Source organism: Rhizobium sp. BK376, assembly GCF_004341625.1.
Lineage (GTDB): Bacteria > Pseudomonadota > Alphaproteobacteria > Rhizobiales > Rhizobiaceae > Rhizobium.
Genome location: NZ_SLZG01000001.1, coordinates 589865 through 607561, shown reverse-complemented (window position 1 = coordinate 607561; position 17697 = coordinate 589865). Strand labels below are relative to the sequence as shown.

The following is a 17697-nucleotide window of genomic DNA, read 5'->3' as shown; positions in this document are numbered from 1 at the left end:
GCTGTGCTTTATGGTCACGTCTGCGCTAGCGCCCCAAAGACTGAGACTTGAGAACAAAGGCCCAAGAACTGAGGCCAAGAACCGAGGAATGATGGACGAACTGCCTTTCTGGAAGCGCAAGACGCTGGCCGAGATGAACACCGAGGAGTGGGAAAGCCTCTGCGACGGCTGCGGCCTCTGCTGTCTGAACAAGCTGGAGGAATGGGATACCGGCGACGTCTATTTCACCTCGATCCGCTGCAAGCTGCTCGATGGCGAGAGCTGTCGTTGCTCCAGCTACCCCAATCGTTGGGATTTCGTGCCCGATTGCGTGCAACTGACCAAGGAAAATGTCCCCGACATCGCCTGGCTTCCGCCCACTTGCGGCTACCGGCTGGTCAATGAGGGCCGCGACCTCTACTGGTGGCATCCGCTGATTTCAGGCGATCCAGAAACCGTCCATCAGGCCGGTATTTCCGCGCGCGGCCGCACGATCAGCGAAGAGGGCATCGATATCGAGGACTACGAGGATTACGTGGTCGACTGGCCGCTGACGGTCGGGGATGATGCGGAGGAACAGATGGAGAAGAAAATCTAGAGGTTGGACGCGAGATGCGGCTTTAAGAAGCGGTCGATCAGAGCGGTCGTATCCGTCATGCAGTTTGCCGGATTTTCTGGGTCGACTAAGAGGTTTATGCTGTCCCCAATATTGAATGTTTGTTCGTGGCGAACACGCGTGACGCGAAATTTTTGCCCACCTAGTTCGTAGTGCACATCGACGTAATCTTGCGATCCTTCTCCGGCGCCTCGAGTATATGAGCTATCGACAATGGCTACGACTTTTTTCCATCGTTGAGTTTTCTTGAGTGTCCTAAATCTCCGATATATTGCAAATAAAACAAAAGGAACTAGAAGAATATACATGGCATATTCCGGCATTTGTAATTCCTAGATAAAGTTCAAAATTTGCAGTAATACCATATTGAATTTACTATGCATGGAGGCGAGGCAAACGATACTTGAGTGCGGTGGAACGCATGGGGCCGTTTGATCGAAGCCGTATAAATACAATATAGGCTGAAGAGAGAACGGGAAAGTTTAATTTCGAGCGATGCTCGAACTCAATTCTGATGCGCAACCAAATAATTGAGCGCCGTAGCTGAAACAAGGTTCTAACGCCGATGATCCAGCCGAGCCGCCCGCAAAGGCGAATGGCCGAGCGCCGCCTATTCTTCCTTCGAAATCAGTGATTTGGGTGCTGCGTTCTTCCACCCCTGCTGGACAAGGTCATGCACAGTGCGGTCGTCGGCGGCCGCGTGATAGAGCCGCGTCGCCCCACGCTCGCCCCAGCCGCCGGGAACGACAACAGTCACGTCAGGCGCAATCGCGAGCGCCATCTTCTGCTGGTCGGGCTTCAGCCGCACCACGCAATAATCGCCGCCGGGCAAGGTCATGAAAATCCGCCCGCGCACACGAAAAGCCCGCCTCTCGAAATGCGCGCTTTCGGTGGCCTCCGGCAGATTGAGCGCGAAGGCTATGAGCTCCTCCCTGGTCATGCCGGGATTATAATATTAGTATAATCAAATGTATAGGCGAGCCGTCTTGTGCTGCCGGCAGGTGGTCTTGGCAGAAGATCGAATTCGCGGCAAAGTGGCAGAATGACCGCTGGGACCCCTGAGAACGATCCGACCGCCGTGCTGCCCGTCGCCTCGAAAGTCCGGCGGCAGCGGCTTCGCAGGTTCATGGTCGGAATTGCCGGCATTCTGGCCGTCTTCGCGCTCTGGCAGGTCCTGACATCGCTGGTCGCCTATACCGATGACGGCTATGTCGCCTCGAACTTCATCGCGGTCGCGCCACAGGTGACAGGCGTGATCGCTCGCGTGAATGTCGAGAACAACCAGGATGTGCACAAGGGCGATCTTTTGGCCGTTATCGACGATGCGCCCTTCAGGCTCGCTGTCGCCGGGCGAAAGGCTGCGCTGCAGGTCGCAACAGCAGAGCTGGATGCGGCGCGCGACGCGGTTGAGGTCGCGCAGACGGGTGTTGCGAACGGCACCGGCGATACAGTTGGCCTCGATCGGGCAAACCGGGCGCTCGAAATGCGCACCGCTGCCGTTGCCGCGGCCCGCGCCGCGCTCGATCTGGCCGACTGGCAGCTGACGCAGACCGAGATCCGCGCGCCGGCCGATGGCGCCATCAACAATCTCGGCGTCAACCCTGGCGATACTGCGACGGCAGGCACGCCGCTGATCGGCATCGTCGATGCCGCAGGCTGGCGCATCGTCGCCAACTACAAGGAAAGCTACATTGCCGGCCTCCACGAGGGCGAAACCGCCTGGGTATGGCTGGACACCCATCCCTGGCGCTTCTACCGCGCCCGTATCGAAGGTGTGGCGCGCGGCATCAGCCGCAACGAGGCAGAAGGTCGGCTTCTGCCCTACGTCGCGCCGACAACTGACTGGATCCGGCTGAAGCGCCGCTTTCCGGTCACGCTGACATTGGTCGATCCGCCGGCCGGTCTCATGCTTTACATGGGCGCTGATGCCCGTGCGCTGATCTTCCAATGATCGGGGAACTGGCAAAGGCGATCCGCGCCGAGGCGGCCGAACTGACGCTTTCCGGTCCCCGGGCAAGGCAGGCAACGAACGCTGCCCTTGCCGTCGGCGTCGCGATCTTGGCGGCACTGGCGCTGCGGCTCGAAGACCCCTGGTGGGCTGGCATCAGCGCCTTCGTCTGCACGCAGGCAAGCCACCCGCAATCGCTGCAGAAGGGTGCAATGCGGATCATCGGTACGGCAGTAGGGGCGCTCGCAGGCTTCATCCTTACACCCTGGGCGGCCTATGATCCGCTCGCCACAATGCTGCTATTGTTTTGCGCCGGAACGCTCGCCATCATGGGCGCGCTTCTGAGCCCGCACGGCTATGCCTGGCTGCTGGGCGGAATCACGGCCGTCATGGTGATTTTGGGCGCGCTGGACGATCCTGACATGGCCTTACCCATCGCATTCTATCGCGCAACCGAGATCGTTGTGGGCACGGTTGTTGCGCTGTCGATGACGTGGCTGCTCGCTCCACCGGAGGGAAAGGCGCCGCCTGCAGCACCCGGCTGGGGCAGCCTTTTCGGTCCCAACTGGCACGTCCTGTCCCATGCGACGCGCACCGGCACGACGATCGCCTTCGTGCCGCTGATCTGGCGACAGCTGGAGCTGCCCAATCTCAGCCAGATGGCCATATCGATCGGCGCGGTCATGGCGGTTCCCGTCCTGACCGGCCTTGCCGACGCCGACCAGCGGGCAATCAACCAGCGCATGCTTCAGCGCGCCGCCGGCTGCGCGATCGGCGGCGCCATCGGCCTTGCTCTGCAGGCCCTGCCGTTGATGCAGCTTCTCCTCCCATGGCTGATGGCGATCATGGCCGGCACCTTCGTGGCCATGCAGGTGCAGAGCGGACGCTACGGCATTTCCGGCCTCGGCATTCAGGCTGCGGTCGCACTGATCCTGACGCTGGTGCAGGGATCAGGACCGCCGTCGAGCCTGCTGCCGGCGATCGACCGCCTCGTCGGCATGTTCGGCGCCATCGCCCTGCTGGTGCTCGTCAACCTCTTGATGGGACCGCCCGTCACCGCCGGATCCGATCTGGAAGCCGGGCGGGACTAACGAATGTTTTTTGCGACAAAGCGCGACCACCGTCAGCACCGGGGCTACGCATTTTCACCTCGCCCCCATGATCCGCTTGAGCGCCCGGGGTCCAAGCCTTCGTTTCCGTCGCCCGTCGGGATTTTCCAGCCCGGGCACGATGACTTTCGCGACGCTGAAAGCTTTTTCGCCGGGATTGAGGTCTACGACGATGATCGACTTGATCCCAACCGCGACCAGCCGGTCGACGATGGACGACAGCATTTCATCGACCGTCGTTCCGGCAATGGTCTCAAACTTGGCGGGAGCTTCCGTTGGCTCGATGGAAAGAAGTTTGAGAAGATGATCGGGAAGCGGCCGGACAAATGTTTCCGGAAGGATGTCGTCGCGGGCCCCGCTGATATAGGTCAGCCTCGATTGCGCTGCCTCGGTGATAGCTCGGATTGCGGCGCGCACGCTGTTGGGATGGGCTCCGGCACCCTGCGTCATCTCGATGTAGCGCATGACGCCGCCGGCCGGCATCGCCGGGGCGATAAAAGCCTCGATGCAGGGAACGCCGACATTGCTGGTGATGTTGAACATCTGGAGCCTGAAACCGGCTGCGCGAACCCTTGCGGCGAGGCTGTCGACGACCGGATCCCGAAAAGACTTCGGGTCTACGCAATTCAGCCTGCGCTCCTCAGCGGGGATGAATTGCGACAGAATCTCGGCATCCCGCTCGATGCGCTCCAATAGCCCGTGGAACGTCGCCTCCGACAGCGTATTTCCCGAGGCCAGGCCGTCCGACGACTGCCAGAACCTGTTGACGCTTCTGTCGTCGAGCTGGACCGCGTTGACAGGCACCCAGGTGGGGCGCTTTTGCAGGATGTCGAAACCGATCGTCCACGACAAACTTTCTTCCGGATGGACTTCGCGTTGGCCAGCCAAAATCAGCGTATCGAGTGTCTCGGCACCAAAACCTTCGGATAACAGTTCGCGTTGACTGGCGTTGCGCAACTCAAGCTTCGGATCGCCGGCAACCGCGCGTTCCAGGGCTTCCATCGCCGCTGAGACCTTTGCGTCGATGTCCTCTATTCCCTTGCCCTGATTGATCACGATCGAGCGGGAGTTCGGGGCGATCGCGTTCCAGACCGGAATGCCGATCTTGTCCAGATCCGTCAGCCGAGCCAGGCGACTTATTCCATATCGGCTGAGGAGCGGCACGACACGCGCCATCGTCTCATCAGGCGAACAGATACGATCGGAATAGGTGGTCAATGTTGCGCCGTAAACTCTGTGGTCCAGGAGACTCAGGCCCTTGCGGGCCCGAGTCGGGCCGGCGCGTCAGTGAGACGAGCGTTCCGTGGCAGAGCTGCCGGAAGCTGGAGTTTTGTAATACTGCCCGGAAAATGCCGTCTCTTCAGTATCGAATACGAGGCTAAATTCGGCATTTTCCGGCGTCTTGTAAAGACGGCCCGAAAATGGGGATTCGACGGTTTCGACGGCAACCGCGACGTCTACAGCAGAGCTGCCGGAAGCTGGAGTTTTGTAATATTGCCCGGAAAATGCCGCCTCTTCAGTGTCGAATACGAGGGTAAACTCGGCATTTTCCGGCGTCTTGTACATACGGCCCGAAAATGCGGATTCAGCAGGTTCAACCGCAACCGCGACGTCTACGTCCGAGGTGGCGCCTTCCGCGTCACGGCGGGCCATATAGTCTTCCCGCGTTCCATCCATGGCGGTTACGCTGCCCGCCTCGAAGTCGACCAGCCAGAGTTTGTCTTCGCCTTTTACGCCGAGAATCATCATCTTAGACATGGATATCTCCTCTAAAGGGTGTAAAAAATCTCGGGAATTCACTCGGAATGAAATTAGTTGCAACGTCTCATTGCGTTTGAAGCCTATCATACCGCCTGAATGACACAAGCGAATGCTGCAAGGCTGATGAGGGCATTCCGCAATATCAGGGCGCAACCACCGTCAGCACTGGAAAGTCCGGCTTTTCGTTCGGCCCGAGCGGGCCGGGGACCTTGTGGTTCACCGGCGGCAGCGATTTCAGGTACATGGCGATCGACTTGGCATCCGCAGGCGTCAGATGGGCAAAGTCGCGCCACGGCATGACCTCGGACAGCATCCGTCCGTCCGGCCGCTGGCCCTTGGTCATGGCGGTGACGATCTGCTCGACCGACCAGCTGCCAAGCCCGGTCTCCTTGTCCGGCGTCAGGTTCGCGCCGACGAACGTTCCAGGCGGTATCTTGAAGCCGACATCGGAACCGCCGAGATAGCGGCTCTCGTCGGCCTTGCCGAGGAAATAGCCGGGCGTATGGCAATCACCGCAGCCGCCGACCTGCACGAGATATTTGCCCCGCGCGACAGTGCTTTCGGCCGCCTGCAGGGAGGCGGCGCCAAGACAGCAGGAAGCAAGCAGCATGGCTGCCATGAAATGACTGGATCGCATCTCGAATTCCCCCAATGGTCGCGAAAAAACCGGGGGCACGATACGCTGGGCAAGGAGCTCTCACAATCGCGCGATCGGGTGGTGCGGGTCTAATCAAAACGAATGGCGGATAGGAAAGTAGTCTCGTCCTTTATCCCCGTACGTCCCCGTCAGAATCGTATAAACTATCCCTTCAGTTTATGAAGGAGAGCAGAACGTGGCCAATCAATCATCTTTCCGGGCTGGCGAAGTCGCCCACAAAATCAAGAACTACAAGCCCAAGAACCTTGCGCAGGCCACCCAGAATAAGGCGTTGGCGATTTCGGCGATCGAAAAGGGGATCTGCCTCTCGCTGACCTATGAGGGCCTGCCGCGCGTGGTGGAGGTCCACACGGTCGGAACGACGACGGCCTTCAAGTCGGCCATGAATGCCTGGCAGGTGGATGGTGAGAGCAGCATGCCGCCGGTTTCGGAATGGCGCATGTTCCTGTTCGACGAATGCTTCGACGTAGCCTTGACCGATATCAAATCCGACGCGCCGCGCCCGGATTACAAGAAGGGCGCAAGGCAGTTTAGAAAGATCGACAAGCAGGTTTGACGAACTCGGCTCCGGCGGAAGCGGCCGATGCGTCGCCCGCCGGAGCCGATAATCCCCATCTGGGATCCCCGCTCGAACTTCGGTCGGAAGAAAAATCGCAAGGATAGGAAAATAATCCTTGACGGCGTGACGGTGGTTTGATAGGGTTCAGGCATAGTCGGAAAGTTGCGGCTGCAGGGCATCGCTTCCTGGTTTCGGGAAGCTGATCCGTAAGGCCGCGCATCCGCTGAGTTTCAGAACATCGTTGACCGTGGTCTCCGCAGCTTTCGGGCTGGCGGCGTCTTTCCGCGTCCGGAGGGTTTCATGCAGGGTATCGACAATTTCGATCCGGCGCTGTTTGGCGCATGGCCGGAGAAACCGGCCTATGACGGGTGGCTCGAAGCTGGTGAGATCGGCTGGAGCGAGGCGGAATGTCGTCGGCAGGCAGCTGATATCCTTCTGGAAACGAAATCAGCGGATGTGCCGCCCGAAGACCTGCGACTTCTCCTCAACGATATGACGCGCGAGATGCGCGAGCAGTTCGATCATTTCCGCAAGCTCCGGGCCACGGCCGAGCTGCTCTGCGGACCCGATGCGGACGACGCGGCGGCAAAGCTTGCCCGCGCAGATATCAAGGCGGCGACGGACGCCATGTCGCTGATCGTGCGCACGCTGGAAAAGGTCGATGCGCTGCAGCGACAGCTGGCGCGCGACCGCGAGATGGAGGCGGAGCGCAATGCCGACAGCCTGGGATATGAGGAAAAGAAACGGCTTCTCATGGAGCTCATCGAGAAACGGGTCCAGGAGCGCGTGGACGCGATTGTCAAGCAGCGTGAGCACATTGCTAGCGCCCGGGCAGGGGATGGCGCTGAAGGGCAATCCGGACCGGACGATGCAATTGCCGACACCGGCCCGCCTGCCATCCGAACGCCCGCCGCTCAAACACCGTTCGACCGATGAGCTGCTTCGGCGGCTGCGAGAATGTCTTGATGCCTATGAAGCGCGAATGAACACAATCGACAGCCTGCGCCGGCAGGCGAATGCAGGACTGAATTCCGGCCGGAAGCTGGCAGCGGACATGGAGCGTGAACCGCTCCCGCCGGCCGCGATCGACAGCACCATAGGTGAGAGTAACGATCCGATGGCGGGGACCCATCTTTCGTCCGATGGTTCGCAGCAAAACGGATCGTCGCTGGATGCCGAGATCGCCGATACGGTCGCCGCTATGGCCCATGTCGATCATTCGCCGAGGGAATGGAGCATTGCCGGCCGTTTGGATCAGCAGCCTCCCAAGGGTGACTGGCGCACCTGGCTCATCCTCGGCGGTCGCGGTTCCGGCAAGACGAGGGCCGGCGCCGAATGGGTGCAGGCGATCGCCAGCGCCGGGGAACGATCGGATCTGCGCATCGCGCTTGTCGCCGAAACGCTCGGTGACGCCCGCGAGGTGATGATCGACGGCGTCTCGGGCATCTGCCGAATCGCCGGGCCAAAGAGACCGGAATTCGAAATCTCGCGCCGCCGGCTCGTCTGGCCGAACGGCGCGGTGGCGCAGCTCTTTTCGTCGGAAGATCCCGAGAGCCTGCGCGGGCCGCAGTTTCATTTCGCCTGGTGCGACGAACTTGCCAAATGGAAGCACGGGCAGGAGACCTGGGACATGCTGCAATTCGGCCTGCGACTGGGGACGGCGCCGCGCCAACTGGTGACGACGACGCCAAGGCCGGTGCCGCTGCTGAAAGGGTTGATGGCCGATGGCGGAACGCGGCTGACCCGCATGAGCACGCTGTCGAATACTGATAACCTGGCGCCCGGCTTCATCGATGCGCTCTCCGCCCGCTATGGCGGCACCCGGCTCGGCCGGCAGGAACTGGACGGCGAGCTGATCGAGGATCGCGAGGATGCGCTGTGGAAGCGCGAGGCCATCGAGGCGGTCACGATCCGCTTTGCCGGCGCGCTCAGACGCATCGTCGTCGCGGTCGACCCGCCGGCGGCTGCCGGCGCGCAATCGTGCTGCGGTATTGTCGTCGCTGGACTGGAAGCTTCCGGCCGGGCGGTTGTCTTGGCGGATTGCTCAGTGGAGGGCGCAAGCCCAGCCGCCTGGGCGGCGGCCGTGGTGCGCGCCTATCGCCGCTTCGATGCCGACCGGGTCGTCGCCGAGATCAACCAGGGCGGCGATATGGTGGCGGCGATGCTCAGAAGCGTCGACGCCGTCCTGCCGGTTTCGACGGTCAGGGCCACACGGGGAAAATTCCTGCGGGCCGAGCCGGTTGCAGCGCTCTACGAGCAGGGCCGGGTGGCCCATGCGGCGCGGTTTACGGCTCTGGAAGACCAGATGTGCGATTTCGGCCCGGACGGATTGTCCTTAGGCCGGTCGCCCGACCGGCTGGATGCCCTGGTCTGGGCGCTGACGGCACTGATGCTGGAGGGAAATGGAGAGCCCCGCGTACGGGGCATTTGATCCGGGTGATCCGGCGATTATTCGGCCGGTTGCTGCGGTGCCGGCTTGGCAGGAGGTGTCTCGCGGACAGGCCGCATCTGGCGCCATTCGTCTTCCATGCGCTCGACGACATGCTGGGGAATGGTGGGCTGCGGTGCAGTCTGTTTTTGCATGTGATCCTCTCTTGATTGGACGGCGACGAAACGTCGAACGAGCACGAAGGTTCCACATGGAAACTGAATTGTAAATCAGGGTCTACTAAACTTTAAACGATTGAATTTATTTTAAACGATTGAAAGAAAATAATCTTTTGGATTAGTAAACGCCCATTCGGTGTGTTCAGCCATGTAACACCTGGGTTGCTTTCGGGTTGTATCTTAAAAATATACAATCGAATTGGCGGCGCCGGAAGGCGTGCCCAAGGGGATGAAACCGATCAAGAGCAATGCGAAAACGAGGCGCGAATTTCCGCGCAGCCTGCGACTTTTGCGTTCTGCCTTTGACAGCTGTGAGGAACGAAGCATGAGCAAGATCAACCGGGATTTCTTCTTCGACCACCTGCATGACAGGCTCTATCCGAACGGCCTCAACCAACAGCAGGTGGATGGCCATGAGGCCATTCTTGACGAATGGGAGGCCAGATATTCGGCGAGTGACGACCGCTGGCTCGCTTATATCATGGGGACCGCTCACCGCGAGGCCGGTGCCGGCATGCAGCCGATCGAAGAGAACATGAATTACAGTGCGCAGCGGCTGCGCCAGGTCTTCCCGGCGAAGTTCACCGTGGCGCAGGCCGAAGACTATGCGCACCAGCCGGAGAGGATCGCCAACCGAGCCTACGCAAATAAGATCGGAAACGGCAACGAGGAGAGCGGTGACGGCTGGCGCTATCGCGGTCGCGGCCTGGTGCAGATCACCGGTAAGGCGAATTATGCCAAATTCGGTATCGCGACGCCGACCGATGCGCTCAAACCTGCAAAGGCGGTCGACATCCTGTTCGACGGCATGATCAACGGAAAATTCACCGGCAAGAAGCTGTCCGACTACTTCAAGGGAACGACCGCGAATTGGGTCGGCGCCCGCGGCATCGTCAATCCCGGCGAGCCCGGCGACCGGGTCGCCGTGGACGCGAAAGCCTACTATGCCGCGATCAGCTATACGGTGTGACCTGTAGCTCGATCGTTGAACTGCCCGGACCGGCGTGATATCGCGCAGCGACATCTGCATTCCGGGAGCGTCGCCATGATCCGCCATATCGTCTTCTTCACCGCATCGAGCGCCAATCTCGACGAGGTGCGCGCCGGCCTGTCGATCCTGACGGAAATCCCCCATGCGCGGCTGCTGGAGATCGGCACCAACGTCAAGACCGACCAGTTCGGCACCGAGATCGATCTCGTCGTCTATGGCGAGTTCGACGACGAGGAAGCACTTGCCGCCTATAAGGCCCATCCGAACTACCAGCTCTCCACCTCCCGCGTCCGCCCCATCCGCGAAATGCGCTATGCCGCTGACTATGATACGGACAAGGCGGTAAGGACGCGGATCTAGAGGTTAAACTCCTGCCGTTTCCCAATTCATGGTAGTAAAATTTTGAATTGAAGGTCATCATCGAACTTTACATCCAGTATGGAAGTGAGCCGAAGATGCTAAAACGCTTGGTCAGAAGTGTTTTCCCATTCTATGGGTACGAGTTTTTAAGAAAAGAATATCTGATAGACAAAAAAGAGAAAGAATACGCGACGATAAGCGTCGTTTGCGAAGCAGATTTCCAAAAGAAAATATTATTCGCGTACGTGGCTGATGAAGTCGCTCGAACTCATCTTTTAACCGAGGAAAATATCCTGGAATTGATGAAAAGCTGCCGCAATATTTTGAATGAGCTGCACTGAGATCCGGCTATGTGGCCGAGAAGGCAGCACTTTTGGGTCGACAATCTTCCGCTACACTATAACCACTCGCCGAGGTCGCATCACCATTGTAGGGAAATATTCGGCTTTCGCGAGAGTTGCTGACGACTTTCACAAAAATCTGCAATAGGTTGCATCAGAAGTTAATGGGTTAACACCCGAAGCAGGGGAAGATTTGATGCATTCCTATATTGCGGCGATGTCGAAATACGCGACCTTCAGCGGTCGAGCCACCAGATCTGAATTCTGGATGTTCATGCTTGTTTCGACGCTCCTCAACATGGGGTCATGGGGCCTGGACACCGTTCTCTGGGCCGGCAGGCCGCGCTTCATGATCATCGGCACTCTCGTTGGGCTGATACATTGTCTTCCGTCGCTCGCAGTTTTCGTTCGTCGCCTTCACGATACCGATCGCACTGGCGCATGGTACTTTTTTATGCTTGTCCCGATCGTTGGGACGATCACAATTCTGGTCTTCCTCTGCTCTCGTTCGACGCCGGGATCAAATCGGTTTGGCCCGCAGTCAGGTTCGGATGCTCCCATGCCTTCCTCCGGCTTCGTTCGGAGTTGATCTGCCACAATCGGAACGAGGGGCGGGGTCGCGTGACGTCTTTGATTGAAGGCGCGACTGCTACTATCGCTTTTATTTGAAGACCGAAAACAGGCTGTCGGCAATCTTGAACGTGTCGTCGGTCTCTCTGAACATTTCAGCGGCTTCTCTATCCACCATGATGTCTTTGCTCTGTCCATTGGCATTGGTCACGGTGTAGGCGAGCGGAGGAGGGTTGTCGCTCAGAGCCCTGTAGCCAAGCGCGGCAGCATGGGCTTCGTCGTCGGCAACGATCTCCAATTCGATGCTGACAGTGAATTTCGGCATTACGATCTCCTCTGCTTCCCAAGTCCGAAAAGACATATCAGCGGCTGCAACCCGTTTCCATCGTCCTCGTAGTCACAGGCGAAATGAAGGTCGCCGGCAAAAACCTAAGTCGAGGCAGAGCACGCCCTTTAAGAGAAACGCCAAGGGAGCCCAACATGAAAATCCGTTTTTCTCTGCCGTGGCGCACCACGGCGGGCCGCAAAGCCATGCCCGAAACCAAGGCATCGGGCGGTCTTGTGGCGCTCGCCGGCGAGGGCAGGGCGCAGTGGACTGGCCGCTCCTATTCGGCCCTTGCCCGCGAGGGCTTCATGCGCAATCCGGTCGCCCATCGCTCGGTGCGGCTGGTCGCGGAGGCCGCTGCTTCGGTCGTCTGGCTGCTCTATGTCGGCGACCGTGAACTCCCGGATCATCCGCTGCTGTCCCTGATGCGCCAGCCGAACGCCCGCATGGGCGGCCCGGATTTCTTCGAGGCGCTCTATGGCCACCTGCTGCTATCAGGCAATGCCTATGTCGAGCCGCTCACGGTCGGCTCCGAGCTGCGTGAGTTGCACCTGCTGCGGCCGGATCGCATCGGCGTCATCGAGGGTCGGGACGGCTGGCCGGAGGCCTATGAATATCGCGCCGGTGGGCTCGTCCGGCGGTTTCCGGCGGAGGCGGAAGGGCTGGCGCTGCTGCACCTGAAGCTCTTCCATCCGCTCGACGACCATCTCGGCTTCCCGCCGCTCGCCGCAGCCCAGGTAGCGCTCGACCTGCACAATTCTGCGGCCACCTGGAACAAGGCGCTGCTCGACAATTCCGCCCGGCCGTCGGGTGCGCTCGTCTACCAACCGAAGGAAGGCGGCAATCTTTCGCCTGATCAATATCAGCGGCTGAAGCAGGAGCTCGACGACGGCTATTCCGGCCCGATGCGCGCCGGCCGGCCTCTGTTGCTCGAGGGTGGGCTCGACTGGAAGTCGATGGGGCTTTCGCCGAAGGACATGGATTTCGTCGAGGCGCGCAACGGTGCGGCGCGTGACATAGCGCTCGCCTTCGGCGTGCCGCCCATGCTGCTCGGCATTCCTGGCGACAACACCTATGCCAACTACCAGGAGGCCAACCGCGCCTTCTACCGCCTGACCGTCCTGCCGCTGCTCACCCGCACGGCAGCGGCACTTTCCGCCTGGTTCTCAGGTGCTTATGGCGAGGTGCTGAAGCTCACCCCCGACCTCGACCAGATCGCCGGGCTTGCCGCCGAGCGCAGCGAGCTCTGGACGCGGGTCGGCAATGCCGACTTCCTGACGGATGAGGAAAAGCGCCAGGCAGTGGGTTATTGAGGGTGCCACTTGGTGGCCGTCGAAGGTCGCTCAACCCGCAATTTTGAAAGGGAGGCTTCACTACTCATCCATTTTGGCTACTTGCGAAAGAGCGGCACTCGCGTTGCCATGCAGGGCAGCTCTTCGACACGATCAGCCTTGGGAGGGGAAGATGAGCACTATAGCGCAACATTTTGGTGAGGCCTGCGGCTGCACTGCCTGTTCAGGGGAGGCACGCGGCGGAGACGCGGCATTCTCGCGTCGCCGCTTCCTCTGCACTACGCTCGGGACCGCGGCAGTCATGGCCGGTGGGGTCGCTCTATCCGCAAGGCCGGCATCAGCGCAGAGCACGATGACGCCTGACGAGGCGCTTCAGACAATGATGGATGGAAACAAGCGTTTCACCGAAGGGCGACTTCAGTCCCTGAATGAGGACCTTGCCATCCTGAAGGCCAAGACGGCGGAAAAGCAGGAGCCTTTCGCGGCGGTATTGTCTTGCGCCGATTCACGGGTGCCGGTCGAATTCGTGTTCGACCAGAGCATCGGGCACCTGTTTGTGGTGCGCGTCGCAGGGAATGTCGCCACGCCCGAAATCACCGCCAGCCTCGAATATGGCATTGCAGTCCTCGGCGTTAATCTGCTGATGGTCCTTGGCCACAGCAATTGCGGTGCGGTCAAGGCGACCATCGAGGGCAAAGCCGTTCCCGGCCAGATCGGTGCCCTCTACGCGCCGATCTGGCCGGCCGTGAATGCCGCAGGCAACGATCTTGATGCCGCCATCGATGCGAACGCGAAGATGCAGGCAACATTGCTCAGCCGAACCTCGACCGTGATCGCTGATGCCACAAAGCAGGGGAAACTGAAGGTCGTCGCCGCGCGCTACGACATCGCTACCGGCGTAGTCTCGATGCTTGGATAGTGGGGACAAGTCGGGAGCACGCTCACTCAATCCCTGAAGTCCCGGACTCAACTTCCGAAGGCTTCGCTCCAACCGATTCACAAGACTCATGAAAACCGCGGCGCCGGGCCGAGGTCAGGCGATCCTTGGCCGGTTGCATCGCCGCCGGCCTCGGATGCGCCGTTCGCGCATCGATGAAATCATTCTATTCAGGAAAGCTTAAAAATGGCTGACTTTTCCAACGATGCCGGGCTCTGGACGGCTAGGGCGGTCGGTGCGTCGGCGGGTGCCGCCGTGTCGCTGATTTATCTCCTGCCGAAGAACAGGCGGGAGGCGGCGAGCCGTTTTTTTACCGGCCTTGCCTGCGGGATCATTTTCGGCGGTCCGGCCGGCGTGTGGATCGCCGAACGGCTGGCGCTTTCCGATACGCTGTCGGCCTTTGAGACCATGGTGTCGGGTTCCGCCGCCGCCAGCCTCTGCGCCTGGTGGGGGCTTGGAATCCTCCATCGCGTCGCCGGCCGCTTCGGCCGCTGATGCTTGCTGCCCAGAACTGCGCAGCGGTTTTGGAACAACGACACTCATCCCATCAGGAATCCCGGGCACCCCCCGCACATCCCATCAGACAATCAGGAGCCTGCCATGACCTTGAGCACCGCCGAGGCGCATTTTCGCACGCGTGCGGCGACCGGCGCCGACACCCGCAAGTTCGCCAGCCTCGAGCTGCGCGCGCTGAGACAGGACGGCACGTTTTCCGGCTACGCCAGCGTCTTCGGCGAAGTCGATCTCGGCAAGGACACGGTCGAGCGCGGCGCCTTTCGCAAGTCCCTATCCGAGCGCGGCCCGGAGGGCGTGCGTATGCTCTTCCAGCATGATCCCTCAGAGCCGATCGGCGCCTGGAAGACGATCCGCGAGGACAGTCGCGGCCTCTATGTCGAGGGCGTGCTCGCCGATGGCGTGGCGCGGGCGAGGGAGGTGCATCAGCTGCTGAAGAATGCGGCTCTCGACGGTCTCTCGATCGGCTTTCGCACCGTACGCGCCAGGACCGATGCCAAGTCCGGCGTGCGCCGCATCCTGGAGGCCGACCTCTGGGAGATCTCTGTCGTGACCTTCCCCATGCTGCCCTCGGCCCGCGTTCAGAACGTCAAGAATGCGCGGTGGTTCCGCGATCGTGAAACCGAGCTTGTCCGCCAGATGCGGCGTGCAGCCCGGATGTTGATGACTGAAACCTTCAGACCCTGAAACTTCAGACCCAGAACTATTCAGATAAGGATGATCTTAATGAATGAGCATATCGCCAACAAGGCTCACGCGCGTGCCGAGCTGGAAATCAAGGCCGTGCCTGACACCATGATGGCCGCCTTCGACGACTTCATGGAGGCTTTCGAGGCCTTCAAGGAGACAAACGACCGCCGCCTCGGCGAGATCGAGCAGAAGCTGACCTCTGATGTCGTCACCCGCGACAAGGTCGACCGCATCAACCGCGCCATGGACGAGCAGAAGAAGGTGCTGGACCAGCTGGCGCTGAAGAAGGCCCGCCCGCCGCTTGGTCGGTCGGGTGCCGGTTCGCCGGAGACCGCCGAACACAAGGCCGCCTTCGAGACCTATATCCGCCGCGGCGACGAGACGGGCCTGCGCGAGCTCGAGGCAAAGGCGCTCTCGGTCGGCTCGGATGGCGATGGCGGCTATCTCGTACCTGACGAGACCGACAGCGAAATCGGTCGCCGCCTCTCCGTGGTCTCGCCGCTCCGTTCGCTCGCAACCGTTCGCCAGGTCTCCGGCTCGGTGCTGAAGAAGCCGTTCACGACGGCGGGTCTCGCCGCCGGCTGGGTGGCGGAGACGGCTGCCCGCCCGCAGACATCGACGCCGCAGCTCGCCGAACTGACCTTCCCGACCATGGAACTCTATGCCATGCCGGCGGCCACCCAGGCATTGCTCGACGATGCGGCGGTCAACATCGACGCCTGGATCTCGAGCGAGATCGACATCGTCTTTGCCGAGCAGGAGGGCGCTGCCTTCGTATCCGGCGATGGCGTCAGCAAGCCGAAGGGTTTCCTCTCCTATCCCACGGTCGATGAAGCTGCCTGGAGCTGGGGCAATATCGGCTATGTCCCGACGGGCGCTGCCGGCGCCTTCAGCGCCACGGGTCCGTCCGATGTGCTGGTCGATGCGGTCTATTCGCTGAAGGCCGGCCATCGCCAGAACGGCACCTTCGTCATGAACCGCGGCACCCAGGCGGCAATTCGCAAGTTCAAGGATGCGGACGGCCACTATCTCTGGCAGCCGCCTGCGTCAGCCGGCCAGCCCGCCTCGCTGATGGGCTTCCCGGTCGCCGAGGCCGAGGACATGCCTGATATCGCAGCCAATGCCTTCGCCATCGCCTTCGGTGACTTCCGGTCGGGCTATCTCGTCGTCGACCGCACCGGGGTGCGCATCCTGCGCGATCCCTATTCCGCCAAGCCCTACGTGCTGTTCTACACGACCAAGCGTGTCGGCGGCGGCGTGCAGGATTTTGAGGCAATCAAGCTCATCAAGTTTGCGGCGAGCTGAGGACTTACCCTCCCCTTGAGGGGAGTCCGAAGGACGGGCGAGACCAGTGGCTCGCCCGGAGGACCGAAGGTCCGGGTGGGATGATCCCCACCCATCACCCCCACCCGCAGCTTCGCTGCGACCTCCCCTCTCAAGGGGGAGGTAGAAAGCAGGACACGTCCATGACCTACGCCCTGATCACCCCGCCATCGGCGGAGGTGCTGACCCTTGCCGAGACCAAGGCGCATCTGCGCCTCGATACGCCGGACGAAGACCATCTCGTCACCGCGCTGATCCGCGTCGCCCGCGAGCATCTGGAGCGCACCACTGGCCTATGTCTGATGACGCAGGGCTGGCGGCTCTATCTTGATTCAGTTTCTGAAGACGGCGTGATTCAGATTGCCAGGGGGCCGGTGCAATCCATTGAATCCGTGACGATTTACGATGGAGACGGCGCGGCATCCTCCGTGTCGCTCGAAGGCCATGTGCTGGATGGGCAGGGACGCCCGGCGCGGCTGATGCTGACACAGCGGGTGCGGCCCGGTCGTGTCATCAACGGCATCGAAGTCGATTTCACCGCCGGCTTCGGCGCATCCGCGACCGATGTTCCCGGTACGCTGAAGCGAGCGATGCTTACCCATGTCGCGCAGATGTTCTCCTGCCGCGGTGTGGTCGCGACGGACGACCAGCCGGCCCTGGTCCCGCCGGGATACGACCGGCTGATCGCGCCCTTCCTGCTGCGGGGTCTGTGATCATGCGCTCGACTTTCTTCGATCCCGGCCGGATGAACGCCCGGCTGGAGCTGGAGGCTCCCGTCGAAACGCCGGATGGCCAGGGCGGCGCAACCACTGTCTTCGAGGAAAGGGCCGCTGCCTGGGCTCTGATCGAACCGGTGACCTACACCGTGGAAGAGGAGGCAGGCGGCGAGACCTTCACGCTCACCCATCGCATCTGGCTGAGGTGGCGCAGCGACGTTGCAGCCGGCATGCGACTGCGCAAGGGCGCCCGCATCTTCTGGATCGGCGCCACGCAGGACCCTGATGAAACCAGGCGATACCTGATCTGCCATTGCGAGGAGAAGAGCGGATGAGCGTTCTTGCGACAATCACGATCCCGAATCTCGCAGCCGCCCTCCGGCAGATGGTTGCAGCGCCCGC

General features: G+C 61.0%; 22 protein-coding genes. 15 read left to right on the top strand and 7 right to left on the bottom strand.

The window, feature by feature from the left end; translation table 11 throughout:
- The first annotated feature begins 91 nt into the window (after positions 1 to 91).
- Entirely contained in the window at positions 92 to 577 is a 486-nt protein-coding gene (locus tag EV561_RS03090) for a YcgN family cysteine cluster protein (RefSeq protein ID WP_132518078.1), read from the top strand.
- Here the strand turns inward: EV561_RS03090 and EV561_RS03085 are convergent.
- Together EV561_RS03085 and EV561_RS03080 are read right to left on the bottom strand one after the other, a co-directional pair.
- Positions 574 to 918, bottom strand: coding sequence for a DUF3592 domain-containing protein (locus tag EV561_RS03085; RefSeq protein ID WP_132517462.1), 345 nt, complete (start codon positions 916 to 918; stop codon positions 574 to 576). The two genes, EV561_RS03090 and EV561_RS03085, sit on opposite strands and share 4 nt — an antisense overlap.
- A 287-nt stretch (positions 919 to 1205) precedes the next feature.
- A complete protein-coding gene (locus EV561_RS03080) occupies positions 1206 to 1535 on the bottom strand; it encodes an MmcQ/YjbR family DNA-binding protein (protein WP_132517460.1) in 330 nt (109 codons plus the stop codon).
- A gap of 102 nt (positions 1536 to 1637) precedes the next feature.
- On the opposite strand from EV561_RS03080, the gene EV561_RS03075 reads away from it, so the two are divergent.
- Positions 1638 to 2546, top strand: a complete 909-nt coding sequence (locus EV561_RS03075; RefSeq protein WP_245512570.1) for an efflux RND transporter periplasmic adaptor subunit — start codon at positions 1638 to 1640, stop codon at positions 2544 to 2546.
- On the top strand, positions 2543 to 3634 hold the full coding sequence (locus tag EV561_RS03070) for an FUSC family protein (protein ID WP_132517458.1): 1092 nt from the start codon (positions 2543 to 2545) through the stop codon (positions 3632 to 3634). Before EV561_RS03075 ends, EV561_RS03070 begins: the two co-directional genes overlap by 4 nt.
- A 54-nt stretch (positions 3635 to 3688) precedes the next feature.
- On the opposite strand, the gene EV561_RS03065 is transcribed toward EV561_RS03070, so the two are convergent.
- The 3 genes from EV561_RS03065 to EV561_RS03055 all read right to left on the bottom strand — a co-directional run bounded on the left by EV561_RS03065 (position 3689) and on the right by EV561_RS03055 (position 6023).
- Positions 3689 to 4870, bottom strand: coding sequence for a YcaO-like family protein (locus EV561_RS03065; protein WP_281024701.1), 1182 nt, complete (start codon positions 4868 to 4870; stop codon positions 3689 to 3691).
- Between the two features lie 66 nt (positions 4871 to 4936).
- Positions 4937 to 5401 carry a hypothetical protein gene (locus EV561_RS03060; protein ID WP_132517456.1) on the bottom strand — a complete coding sequence of 155 codons (465 nt, stop codon included), beginning with the start codon at positions 5399 to 5401 and terminating at the stop codon, positions 4937 to 4939.
- A gap of 154 nt (positions 5402 to 5555) precedes the next feature.
- Complete coding sequence (locus EV561_RS03055) at positions 5556 to 6023, bottom strand: cytochrome c (RefSeq protein ID WP_132518072.1); 468 nt, start codon at positions 6021 to 6023, stop codon at positions 5556 to 5558.
- Positions 6024 to 6246: 223 nt separating this feature from the next.
- On the opposite strand from EV561_RS03055, the gene EV561_RS03050 reads away from it, so the two are divergent.
- The 3 genes from EV561_RS03050 to EV561_RS03040 all read left to right on the top strand — a co-directional run bounded on the left by EV561_RS03050 (position 6247) and on the right by EV561_RS03040 (position 9061).
- Positions 6247 to 6627 (top strand): hypothetical protein, encoded by a 381-nt coding sequence (locus EV561_RS03050; RefSeq protein ID WP_245512569.1) that lies wholly within the window; start codon positions 6247 to 6249, stop codon positions 6625 to 6627.
- Positions 6628 to 6930: 303 nt separating this feature from the next.
- Positions 6931 to 7566 (top strand): hypothetical protein, encoded by a 636-nt coding sequence (locus tag EV561_RS03045; RefSeq protein WP_207910489.1) that lies wholly within the window; start codon positions 6931 to 6933, stop codon positions 7564 to 7566.
- Between the two features lie 265 nt (positions 7567 to 7831).
- Positions 7832 to 9061 carry a terminase family protein gene (locus EV561_RS03040; RefSeq protein ID WP_132518068.1) on the top strand — a complete coding sequence of 410 codons (1230 nt, stop codon included), beginning with the start codon at positions 7832 to 7834 and terminating at the stop codon, positions 9059 to 9061.
- A gap of 17 nt (positions 9062 to 9078) precedes the next feature.
- On the opposite strand, the gene EV561_RS38375 is transcribed toward EV561_RS03040, so the two are convergent.
- The gene (locus tag EV561_RS38375) at positions 9079 to 9213 is read right to left on the bottom strand and encodes a hypothetical protein (protein ID WP_281024700.1); all 135 of its coding nucleotides are present in this window, start codon (positions 9211 to 9213) and stop codon (positions 9079 to 9081) included.
- A 349-nt stretch (positions 9214 to 9562) separates the two neighbouring features.
- Between EV561_RS38375 and EV561_RS03035 the strand changes: the two genes are divergently transcribed.
- Both EV561_RS03035 and EV561_RS03030 read left to right on the top strand, forming a co-directional pair.
- On the top strand, positions 9563 to 10207 hold the full coding sequence (locus EV561_RS03035) for a hypothetical protein (RefSeq protein ID WP_132517454.1): 645 nt from the start codon (positions 9563 to 9565) through the stop codon (positions 10205 to 10207).
- A 75-nt stretch (positions 10208 to 10282) separates the two neighbouring features.
- Positions 10283 to 10588 (top strand): Dabb family protein, encoded by a 306-nt coding sequence (locus EV561_RS03030; protein WP_132517452.1) that lies wholly within the window; start codon positions 10283 to 10285, stop codon positions 10586 to 10588.
- 1002 nt (positions 10589 to 11590) lie between these two features.
- Here the strand turns inward: EV561_RS03030 and EV561_RS03020 are convergent.
- Positions 11591 to 11824, bottom strand: coding sequence for a hypothetical protein (locus tag EV561_RS03020; protein ID WP_132517448.1), 234 nt, complete (start codon positions 11822 to 11824; stop codon positions 11591 to 11593).
- Positions 11825 to 11979: 155 nt separating this feature from the next.
- Between EV561_RS03020 and EV561_RS03015 the strand changes: the two genes are divergently transcribed.
- The 7 genes from EV561_RS03015 to EV561_RS02985 all read left to right on the top strand — a co-directional run bounded on the left by EV561_RS03015 (position 11980) and on the right by EV561_RS02985 (position 17630).
- On the top strand, positions 11980 to 13137 hold the full coding sequence (locus EV561_RS03015) for a phage portal protein (RefSeq protein ID WP_132517446.1): 1158 nt from the start codon (positions 11980 to 11982) through the stop codon (positions 13135 to 13137).
- A 151-nt stretch (positions 13138 to 13288) separates the two neighbouring features.
- On the top strand, positions 13289 to 14035 hold the full coding sequence (locus EV561_RS03010) for a carbonic anhydrase (RefSeq protein ID WP_132517444.1): 747 nt from the start codon (positions 13289 to 13291) through the stop codon (positions 14033 to 14035).
- A 204-nt stretch (positions 14036 to 14239) separates the two neighbouring features.
- Positions 14240 to 14548, top strand: coding sequence for a DUF6107 family protein (locus tag EV561_RS03005; protein WP_132517442.1), 309 nt, complete (start codon positions 14240 to 14242; stop codon positions 14546 to 14548).
- Positions 14549 to 14653: 105 nt separating this feature from the next.
- Positions 14654 to 15253, top strand: a complete 600-nt coding sequence (locus tag EV561_RS03000) for an HK97 family phage prohead protease (protein ID WP_132517440.1) — start codon at positions 14654 to 14656, stop codon at positions 15251 to 15253.
- A 39-nt stretch (positions 15254 to 15292) separates the two neighbouring features.
- Positions 15293 to 16561, top strand: coding sequence for a phage major capsid protein (locus EV561_RS02995; RefSeq protein WP_132517438.1), 1269 nt, complete (start codon positions 15293 to 15295; stop codon positions 16559 to 16561).
- A 161-nt stretch (positions 16562 to 16722) separates the two neighbouring features.
- Positions 16723 to 17292, top strand: a complete 570-nt coding sequence (locus EV561_RS02990; RefSeq protein WP_132517436.1) for a phage head-tail connector protein — start codon at positions 16723 to 16725, stop codon at positions 17290 to 17292.
- Between the two features lie 2 nt (positions 17293 to 17294).
- Complete coding sequence (locus EV561_RS02985) at positions 17295 to 17630, top strand: phage head closure protein (RefSeq protein ID WP_132517434.1); 336 nt, start codon at positions 17295 to 17297, stop codon at positions 17628 to 17630.
- Positions 17631 to 17697: the final 67 nt, after the last annotated feature.

Excerpts from the sequence above, each read along its gene's own strand:
- EV561_RS03000 (WP_132517440.1), top strand. The coding sequence starts at position 14,654 with ATGACCTTGAGCACCGCCGAGGCGCATTTTCGCACGCGTGCGGCGACC.
- EV561_RS38375 (WP_281024700.1), bottom strand. The coding sequence starts at position 9,213 with ATGCAAAAACAGACTGCACCGCAGCCCACCATTCCCCAGCATGTCGTC.
- EV561_RS03045 (WP_207910489.1), top strand. The coding sequence starts at position 6,931 with ATGCAGGGTATCGACAATTTCGATCCGGCGCTGTTTGGCGCATGGCCG.
- EV561_RS03005 (WP_132517442.1), top strand. The coding sequence starts at position 14,240 with ATGGCTGACTTTTCCAACGATGCCGGGCTCTGGACGGCTAGGGCGGTC.
- EV561_RS03060 (WP_132517456.1), bottom strand. The coding sequence starts at position 5,401 with ATGATGATTCTCGGCGTAAAAGGCGAAGACAAACTCTGGCTGGTCGAC.
- EV561_RS03040 (WP_132518068.1), top strand. The coding sequence starts at position 7,832 with ATGGCCCATGTCGATCATTCGCCGAGGGAATGGAGCATTGCCGGCCGT.
- EV561_RS03020 (WP_132517448.1), bottom strand. The coding sequence starts at position 11,824 with ATGCCGAAATTCACTGTCAGCATCGAATTGGAGATCGTTGCCGACGAC.
- EV561_RS02990 (WP_132517436.1), top strand. The coding sequence starts at position 16,723 with ATGACCTACGCCCTGATCACCCCGCCATCGGCGGAGGTGCTGACCCTT.
- EV561_RS03030 (WP_132517452.1), top strand. The coding sequence starts at position 10,283 with ATGATCCGCCATATCGTCTTCTTCACCGCATCGAGCGCCAATCTCGAC.
- EV561_RS02995 (WP_132517438.1), top strand. The coding sequence starts at position 15,293 with ATGAATGAGCATATCGCCAACAAGGCTCACGCGCGTGCCGAGCTGGAA.
- EV561_RS03055 (WP_132518072.1), bottom strand. The coding sequence starts at position 6,023 with ATGCTGCTTGCTTCCTGCTGTCTTGGCGCCGCCTCCCTGCAGGCGGCC.
- EV561_RS03080 (WP_132517460.1), bottom strand. The coding sequence starts at position 1,535 with ATGACCAGGGAGGAGCTCATAGCCTTCGCGCTCAATCTGCCGGAGGCC.
- EV561_RS03085 (WP_132517462.1), bottom strand. The coding sequence starts at position 918 with ATGCCGGAATATGCCATGTATATTCTTCTAGTTCCTTTTGTTTTATTT.
- EV561_RS02985 (WP_132517434.1), top strand. The coding sequence starts at position 17,295 with ATGCGCTCGACTTTCTTCGATCCCGGCCGGATGAACGCCCGGCTGGAG.
- EV561_RS03035 (WP_132517454.1), top strand. The coding sequence starts at position 9,563 with ATGAGCAAGATCAACCGGGATTTCTTCTTCGACCACCTGCATGACAGG.
- EV561_RS03010 (WP_132517444.1), top strand. The coding sequence starts at position 13,289 with ATGAGCACTATAGCGCAACATTTTGGTGAGGCCTGCGGCTGCACTGCC.
- EV561_RS03015 (WP_132517446.1), top strand. The coding sequence starts at position 11,980 with ATGAAAATCCGTTTTTCTCTGCCGTGGCGCACCACGGCGGGCCGCAAA.
- EV561_RS03070 (WP_132517458.1), top strand. The coding sequence starts at position 2,543 with ATGATCGGGGAACTGGCAAAGGCGATCCGCGCCGAGGCGGCCGAACTG.
- EV561_RS03090 (WP_132518078.1), top strand. The coding sequence starts at position 92 with ATGGACGAACTGCCTTTCTGGAAGCGCAAGACGCTGGCCGAGATGAAC.
- EV561_RS03075 (WP_245512570.1), top strand. The coding sequence starts at position 1,638 with ATGACCGCTGGGACCCCTGAGAACGATCCGACCGCCGTGCTGCCCGTC.